The 7,353-nt window shown below is 68.1% G+C and carries 4 protein-coding genes; 1 reads left to right on the forward strand and 3 read right to left on the reverse strand.

Annotated elements, in window-relative coordinates; translation table 11 throughout:
* The 3 genes from ACE3TU_RS16260 to ACE3TU_RS16270 all read right to left on the reverse strand — a co-directional run.
* A partial coding sequence (locus ACE3TU_RS16260; RefSeq protein WP_374626055.1) for a diguanylate cyclase domain-containing protein occupies nucleotides 1-1,066 on the reverse strand: 1,066 nt, incomplete at its 3' end.
* Nucleotides 1,063-1,506: a response regulator gene (locus tag ACE3TU_RS16265; protein WP_374626057.1), complete on the reverse strand. Its 444-nt coding sequence runs from the start codon at nucleotides 1,504-1,506 to the stop codon at nucleotides 1,063-1,065. The genes ACE3TU_RS16265 and ACE3TU_RS16260, both read right to left, overlap by 4 nt.
* 5 nt (nucleotides 1,507-1,511) lie before the next feature.
* Nucleotides 1,512-3,023: a PAS domain S-box protein gene (locus tag ACE3TU_RS16270; protein ID WP_374626059.1), complete on the reverse strand. Its 1,512-nt coding sequence runs from the start codon at nucleotides 3,021-3,023 to the stop codon at nucleotides 1,512-1,514.
* Nucleotides 3,024-3,559: 536 nt separating this feature from the next.
* Between ACE3TU_RS16270 and ACE3TU_RS16275 the strand changes: the two genes are divergently transcribed.
* The coding region (locus tag ACE3TU_RS16275; protein WP_374626061.1) for an MG2 domain-containing protein at nucleotides 3,560-7,353 on the forward strand (3,794 nt) is incomplete at its 3' end.

Below are 7,353 nucleotides of genomic sequence, written 5' to 3' on the forward strand. Positions count from 1 at the left end.
CGGCGTCCTCGCTGAGCTCGACCTCGGAGAGCAGCACCGCGAACTCGTCGCCACCCAGCCGGCTCACCGTATCGGAGGCGCGCACGCAGTCGACCAGCCGCCGCCCGACCGACTGCAGCAGCTTGTCGCCCATGGCGTGGCCGAGCGAGTCGTTGACGTGCTTGAACCCGTCCAGGTCGAGAAACAGCACCGCCACGCGTTTCGAGTGGCGCGGTGCAATGGTGATGGCGTTGGCCAGCCGGTCGTCGAACAGCATGCGGTTGGGCAGGCCGGTGAGAAAGTCGTGCTGCGCCGAGTGGGCGATCCGCTGTGTCATGGCCCGCATCTCGCTGACGTCGCGGAACACCATCACCTCGCCGGTGGGCTGGCCGTTCCGGTCGTGCATCGCCGCAATCGATCCTTCGATCGGCACCTCGGTGCCGTTCCGGCGGATCAGCGTGCTGTCCGGGCTGAGCTGCACCCCGCTGTCGCGTGCCTCGGGGGCGTCGCCGGGTCGCAGCCGCAGAACCTCACCGCAGGGGCGGCCGATCGCATCGGCTGCCGTCCAGCCGGTCAGTCCGGCAGCCACGGAGTTGATGAAGGTGATATTGCCCGTCAGGTCCGTGCTGATCACCGCATCGGCGATGCTGTTGAGCGTCACCTGGGCCCGCTCACGCTCCCCGAACAGCGTGTCGTCCATGGCCTGCCGCTCGATCGCATAGCGGATGGCGCGCATCAGGCCGCGCGCCTCGATCTCGCCCTTGATGAGATAGTCCTGTGCGCCCTGCTTGAGGGCCTGCGCCGCGACCGTTTCGTCGTCGAGCCCGGTCAGCACCACCAGCGGCACGCGCGGCGCGGCCGCCTGCGCCCGATGTACCGCTTCGAGGCCGCCGGCATCCGGCAGGCCCAGGTCGAGCAGGACGACGTCCACGGCCTCGCCGCCGAGCCGGGCTTCGGCCTCCTGCATGGTTTCGCAGCAGGTGACCTGCGGGGGCGGCTTTGCGGGGCGCTTCAGCATCTCGCGCAGCAGCCGCGCGTCGGCGGCGTTGTCCTCGATCAGCAGCACGCGCAGCGCGGTCTCGCTCATCCGGTCCTCGGCAGCTTGACCACGGCCAGCCAGAAGTTGTCGATCGTCTTGACCACCCTGAGAAACTGATCGAGGTCCACTGGCTTGGTGATGTAGCAGTTGGCGTGCAGCCGATAGCTGCGGTCGATATCCTCCTCGGCCGCCGACGTGGTGAGGATCACCACTGGGATGGTTCGCCATTGTTCGCTCCGCTTGACCTGTTCCAGCACTTCTCTCCCGCTCATTCTGGGCAGGTTGAGGTCGAGGAGAATGAGGTCCGGTCGCGGCGCAGTGCTGAACGCCCCGATCCGGCCGAGAAAGTCCATCGCCTCGTGGCCGTCCGAGGCGACATGCAGGTTGTTGCGCACGCGCGCATCGCTGAGCGCCTCGCGCGTCAGGCGGACATCGCCGGCGCTGTCCTCGACCAGCAGGATTTCGATCGGCGCCAGGCCCTGGCTCATGAACATCAGTCCATCCCTCCCGAGGGCAACGAGAACATGAAGGTGGTGCCCGTGCCCGAACCGGGTGCGACCCAGATGCGGCCACCGTGACGCTCGACGATCTTGCGGCACAGGGTCAGCCCGATTCCGGTGCCCGGATAGCGGGTGCGCCCGTGCAGTCGCTGGAACATCGCGAAGATGCGGTCGTGGTACTTGGCGTCGATGCCGATGCCGTTGTCCCGGACCGAGAAGATCCACTCCTCCGACTCGGACGCGCGGACCCCGACATGGATGCGCGGAGGCTGCTCGGAGCGGTACTTGATGGCGTTGCCGATCAGGTTCTGGAACAGCTGCGCGAGCTGGGCGCGGTCCGCCAGCACCTCGGGCAGGGCGTCGTTGGTGATCGTCGCGCCGCTCTCGCTGATGGCCACCTGCAGGTTCCGCAACGCCTCGTCCAGCGCATCGAGGCAGGAGGTCCGGCGCGGGGCCTGTCCACCCGTGCCGAGCCGGCAGTAGGCGAGCAGGTCCTTGATCAGCTGCTGCATGCGCTGCGCGCCGTCCACCGCGAAGTCGATGAACTCGTCCGCATCGGCATCGAGCCGGCCCTTGTAGCGCTGCCCGAGCAGCTGGGTGAAGCTCGCCACCATGCGCAGCGGCTCCTGCAGGTCGTGCGCCGCGACGTAGGCGAACTGTTCGAGATCATGGTTGGAGCGCATCAGCTCGGCGGTCCGACGCGCCTGCGCCTCGCGCTGGCGCAGCACCTCCTGGGCGCGCTTGCGCTCCGTCACGTCGGTGATGGTTCCCTGCATGTCGAGCGGGGTGCCTTCCGCGTTCCGGCGCACGCGACCCTTGGCGATGAGCCAGCGGACGCTGCCATCGGGCCACACGATGCGGTACTCGATGTCATAGGGGACGTCTCGGCGCAGCGCCGCTTCTATCGCCGCGTCGATGCGGGGCTTGTCCTCCGGGTGGATCAGCCGGGTGATCTCGTCGTAGTTGAGGGTTGCGTCCGATTGCAGTCCGAACAGCTTGCGGAACTGTCCCGACCAGGTGATCTGGTCCTTCACCACGTCCCAGAACCAGGTGCCGATCTCGGCCACTTCGACCGCCATGCGGTAGGCCTCCATCGTCCGCCGATGGGCCTCCTCTGCGCTGCGCCGTGCGCTCACGTCGCGGATGGTGCAGCAGGTCAGGCCCGTACCCTCGATCGGCAGCGGAGCGAGGCTGATCTCGACCGGAATCTCGGACCCGTCCCGACGCCGGCCGAACAGTTCGAGCCCGGCGCCCATCGGCCGGCGGTGCGGCTGCGCGGTATAGTGCGCGCGGTGCTCGGGATGGGCACCCCGGAAGCGCTCGGGCATCAGAAGTTCGATGGGCTGGCCGATGAGGTCCAGCCGCGGGTAGTCGAAGAGCCGCTCGGCTTCGGCATTGACGATCAGCATGACGCCGTCGGCATCGGCGATGATCATCGCGTCCGGAGCGCACTCGAGGATCGCCCGAAAGGTCTCGTCGCTGTCGAGAAAGAATCGGCGATTCACTGATCGGCCCCCCGGCGTTGGGGGAGGCGGTCGCCGGAGGGGCGGGGCAGTGAATCGCCGAGTATCGGGAGCCCGGGGCACGGGCCCCCCAGTTCTGGATGTGTCGTCACGATCCCCTCCTTCAACAGGAGCGTCGCACCGACAAGGAACTGCCAGCCGGGAAGAATCTCTCGCGCCGTTAACGACGCGTTAGGAACTGCCTGCCCGGGACAGAAAATGGCATCGAAAACAGCTGGATAGCGGGCTCCGTCCGGTCCCGCGTCGTCCGTCCGTCACGCGCCTCACGGTTAAGCATTACTTGCTGCTCGACTTGATGACGATTGTCATTGCTTGACGAGGACTGTCGGCCGGGAGGACCCTCGATCACAATGACGTGATCCCCGGGGCGACTGTGTGACGCCGGACGGACGCGCGGTTCCTGAACGCAGACTGAATGAATCGGCCGGCGGCGTCGCGATGCTGCGATTGCGGTGCTTTACCGTACCGGGTCACAACTATACGATGCTGGCAACCAAGTATTGATGAGGGTGTGGAAGATGCAGCGGCTCGCTCGGATTGCCCTGTGGCTTTGTGCTGCGCTGGTGCTGGGGCTCGGCTCCGACGCGGCCAGCGCCGCCGACCGGACCGCCAGTCGCCTCACCGATATCGACCTGCCGGGCTTCGACTACGCCGTGGAAAAGGGCGTGAGCCTCGATCAGTGCGAGGCGGCCTGCGTGGACGACCGCATCTGCCGGGCTTTCACCTACAATGCCAAGGCCAAGTGGTGTTTCCTCAAGGGCGGCGCCGGCGAACAGGCCGCCTTCAAGGGCGCGACCTCGGGCATCATCGCGTTGTCCCCCTCCGAGGAGGAACTCGCCAAGACGCGTGCCGGCGAATTGCCGTTCCCCGCTGACGATCTCGTCGGGTCCGCCCGCTATTTCGCCCAGCAGCTGCCGCTATCGGATCCGCCGCCGCCGGAAGTGGCCTATGCCGATCTCGTGGCCTCCGGCGACGAGGCGGTGGCGCAGTCCAATCCGGCCGCCGCCTGGGTCTCCTACCGCCAGGCGCTCGCCGTCAACCGCAACGACCCGGCGCTGTGGCTGAAGCTCGCCGATGTCGCCACCGCACGCGGTCTCGCCGAGCGCGCGGCCGGCAACTCGAGCTACGAGTTCGCCTCGACCACCACCTACGCCGCCATCTCGGCCTATCTGCTCTCGGACGGCACGGCCGACCGTGCCGCTGCGCTTGCGGCACTGGCCCGCGGACTCGCCCTGCGCGAGATGTGGCGGGAATCGATTGCCAGTTACCGGGCGAGCGTCGCTCTGGTCGATGACGCAACGCTGCAGGCCGAACTCGATCGCGCCGTGGCCGAGCACGGTTTCCGGATCGCCTCCAACCAGGTCGATTCCGAGTCCGCGACGCCCCGCATCTGCGTGGTCTTCTCCGAGGCGCTGCCGGCCGGCAGCACCGATCTTGCCAGCTACGTGACGGTCGAGGGCGCGCCGCAGGTCGCCGTCGAGACCGAGCAGAGCCAGATCTGCGTGACCGGCGTCGACCATGGTCGTCGCTACCACCTGAAGTTCCGTGCCGGTCTGCCCTCGGCCTATGGCGAGCAGCTGCGTTCCGACGTGGCGCTCGACGTCTACGTCCCCGACCGCACCCCGTTCGTCGGCTTTGCCAACAACGCCTATGTCCTGCCCGCCGGTCTCGGCGGTGGACTGCCGATCACCTCGGTCAACACCGAGAAGGCCGACGTCGTGATCTATCGCATCGGCGATCGCTCGATCGCGGCAGCGGTCCGCAACGGCGTCTTCCAGAGGACTCTCGATGGCTATTCCGCCGAGGACGTGGCCAACAACTATGGCGAGCTGACCTGGGAAGGGCAGCTCGACCTGTCGCAGACCAAGCGCAACGAGATGGCGGTGACCGCCGTGCCGGTCGCCGACGTGCTCGGGGATATTCCGCCCGGCGCCTATGTGATCACCGCCAAGCCGGTCGACGACAAGTCCGAGTACTGGCAGGAAATGGCCACCCAGTGGTTCATCGTCACCGACCTGGGGCTGACCACCCTCGAAGGCGACGACGGGGTCCACGCCTTCGTGCGCTCGCTGGCCTCGGCCCGGGCCGTCGCCGGAGCCAAGGTGCGCCTGATCGCCGTCAATAACGAGGTCCTCGGTGAGGCGACAACCGACGCCGACGGACGCGCCGATTTCGCTCCAGGGCTCGCGCGGGGCGAGGGCGGACGCGCGCCGCAACTGCTGGTCGCCGAGACGGCCGAGGGCGACTACGCCTTCCTCGATGTTACCAAGCCGGCGTTCGACCTCACCGATCGCGGTGTCGAGGGCCGCCCGACCCCGGGGCCGCTCGACCTTTTCCTCACTACCGAGCGCGGGGTCTATCGCCCGGGTGAGACGGTGTTCCTCACCGGCCTGCTGCGCGACAGCCAGGTGCGGGCCGTCGAGGGGCTGCCGCTCACCGTCCAGTTCGAGCGCCCCGACGGGGTAGTGGCGAGCCGCGAGGTCCTCGCCGATGGCGGTGCCGGTGGCTATTTCGCCGCCGTGCCGCTGGTCGATGATGCCATGCGCGGCTCCTGGCAGGTACGCGCCTATGCCGATCCGGACGGTGAGCCGCTGGCCAGCGCCGGTTTCCTGGTCGAGGATTTCGAACCCGAGCGCCTCGCCTTCGAGGTGAGCGCCTCGGATCAGCCGGTGGCGCTTGACAGCGTGACCCCGGTCAGCGTCGCCGCCAGGTATCTCTACGGTGCCATCGCCCCCAATCTCTCCGTCGAGGCCGATGCCATCATTCGCCCGGTGGATGGGCTCGCCGGCTTTGCCGGCTACAGCTTCGGCCGCTGGGACGACAGCTTCGAGACGACGCGCGAGCCATTGGGAGAAGTCGGTGTCACCGGCGAGGACGGAACGGTCGTCGCCGAAGTCCTCCTCCCCGCAACCGAGTCGACCACCCGTCCGCTCGAGGCGCAGATCCTCATGCGCCTCGTCGACAGCAATGGCCGTACCGTCGAGCGCAGCCTGCGCCGTCCGGTGCTCGCCCAGACTGACCGCATCGGCATCCGCCCCCAGTTCGAGGACGCGACCGGGCTTGCCGAGGGCACGTCGGCCGGCTTCGACATCATCACGGTCGCCCCTGAGGGGGGGCTGGTGGCCCGCACCGGGCTGACCTGGACCCTCTCGCGCATCGAGACCAACTACCAGTGGTACCGGCAGAACAACACCTGGAAGTGGGAAGCGATCACCACCACCCGCCAGGTCGCCGACGGCACGATCGACACGCTCGCCTCTGGCCCGGCAACGATAGCCGCCCCGGTGCAGTGGGGCAGCTACCGGCTCGAGGTCAATGGCGGCGGCGAAGCCCCGACATCCTCGACCTACCAGTTCTACGCCGGCTACTACTATGCCGAGGCGGGCTCGGACACGCCCGACACCCTGTCGGTGGCGCTCGACAAGGCCGCCTATCACCCCGGCGAGACGGCCAGCCTGCGACTAGACCCGCAGTTTGCCGGCACCGCGCTGGTGATGGTCGTGGACGACCGCATCATCGACATGAAGGCTGTCGAGGTCCCCGCCGAGGGCACCACCGTTGATCTGCCGGTAACCGAGGCCTGGGGGCCGGGCGCCTACGTCACCGCGGTGCTGTACCGGCCCTCGAGCGACACCGAAAAGCGCATGCCCGCGCGGGCGCTCGGTCTGGCCTTCGCCGATGTCGAACCGGGCGACCTGCAGCTCGATGTCGGCATCGAGGCAGAGGAGATTTCTCTGCCGCGCCGCGCCTTCACCGCCAAGGTGTCTCTGGGCAACGTCGCGGCCGGCGAGACCGCCTATGTCGCGGTCGCTGCCGTCGATCTCGGAATCCTCAATCTCACCAGCTTCCCGGTGCCCGATCCGGATGGCTGGTACTTCGGCCAGCGCCAGCTCGGCATGGCCATCCGCGATCTCTACGGCCAGCTGATCGATCCCACCCAGGGCGATCCGGGTGCTCTCCATTCGGGCGGCGACGGCGGCGGTTCGCGCCTCGGGACGCCACCCTCGATCTCCGTGCTGCTTGCCATGCACTCGGGGATCGTCGAGGTCGGCGCCGACGGCACCGCCACGGTGAGCTTCGACATGCCGGATTTCAACGGCACGGTGCGGCTGATGGCCATGGCCTGGACCGGCAAGGCCGTCGGGCACGCCAGCAAGGACGTCATCGTCCGCGACCCCGTGGTCGTCAACCTGAGCCCGCCGCGCTTCCTGCGGCTCGACGACAGCTCGCGCCTCCTCGTCGAGATCGACAATGTCGGCGGGCCGGCCGGAACCTACGAAGTCGAGCTGCTGCCCGGCACCGGCCTCGAGAC

This window comes from Devosia sp. (assembly GCF_041917035.1).
GTDB lineage: Bacteria > Pseudomonadota > Alphaproteobacteria > Rhizobiales > Devosiaceae > Devosia_A.